The sequence below is a fragment of the Xanthovirga aplysinae genome (assembly GCF_009711365.1).
GTDB lineage: Bacteria > Bacteroidota > Bacteroidia > Cytophagales > Cyclobacteriaceae > Xanthovirga > Xanthovirga aplysinae.
The window spans coordinates 1-1,026 of record NZ_SMMB01000296.1 but is presented as its reverse complement, the minus strand read 5'-3'; the positions used below and the strand labels follow the sequence as shown (position 1 = coordinate 1,026).

Genomic DNA, 1,026 nt, shown 5'->3' with positions numbered 1-1,026 from the left:
TAAGTAGCAAGGCCTCCAATGGGGCTTTGCTACTTTGAGTTAAGCTATTTGAACTTTTCACCCTCCTTTTGACAATCCCTTATTTATTACCTTCTATTGAACACTAATTAACCCCTTTCACCTTCGCCAAAACTTTTAATGAAAATGAAGAAACTAATCCTAACTATCCTGGCCCTTTACGGTGTAGCACACCTAGGTTGGACCCAAGGCAATGACAACAACAACCAAAATGCTTTAGGTTCCCAGAACGGAGGAACTGAGGTTCTCGAAAATAACGTAATAACGGGAAATAATAACGACCATAATAAACAGTCAGTTCTTTTTAGGCAAAGTGGTAATGATAATTTAATTGAAGAAAACAATATTATAGCAGGCAACCGAAATGATAAGAACCAACAATCTTTGAGAGCAAAACAGGATGGGGATGAGGAAATTGATATCACAGATTCGAACATAATTAATGGTAATAACAATAATTGGAATAGTCAAAGATTAAGTGCCAGACAGGAGGGGGGGGAAGATCTTGATATTGCTGATAGTAATCAAATAGAGGGCAGTCGAAATGATGAAAACAGCCAAATAATTGAGGCTGATCAGGATGGGGATGATCATAATATTGACGAAGTGAATTTAATAGATGGTAACAACAATGATGAAAACACTCAAAAAATTTGGGCTAATCAAAAGGGGGAAAATAACGGCCTTGATGAGGACATTAATGTAATAGGTGGTAACAACAATAACTGGAATACGCAAGAGATTAGGTCGCATCAGGAAGGGGTGGGCCATAATGTTAGCGATGTTAACCAAATTGGCGGGGACAACAACGATGACAACAGTCAGAAAGCTGGGATTGATCAAGCCGGGGATGATGAAAATGTTGTGGAGCAAGTTAACTTAATCGATGGAGATAACAATGATTGGAACAGTCAAACAGCTTCCATTGACCAAGATGGGGATGCTAATGAAATCGATGGGGTGAACTTAATAAATGGTAACAGAAACGATGGAAATACCCAAAAAGCT

The 1,026-nt window shown here is 38.5% G+C and carries 1 protein-coding gene; it reads left to right on the top strand.

From position 1 onward, the window contains the following. Positions 1 to 144: 144 nt before the first annotated feature. Positions 145 to 1,026, top strand: an 882-nt coding sequence (locus tag E1171_RS00825; RefSeq protein WP_155203159.1) for a hypothetical protein, incomplete at its 3' end; no start/stop codon positions are given.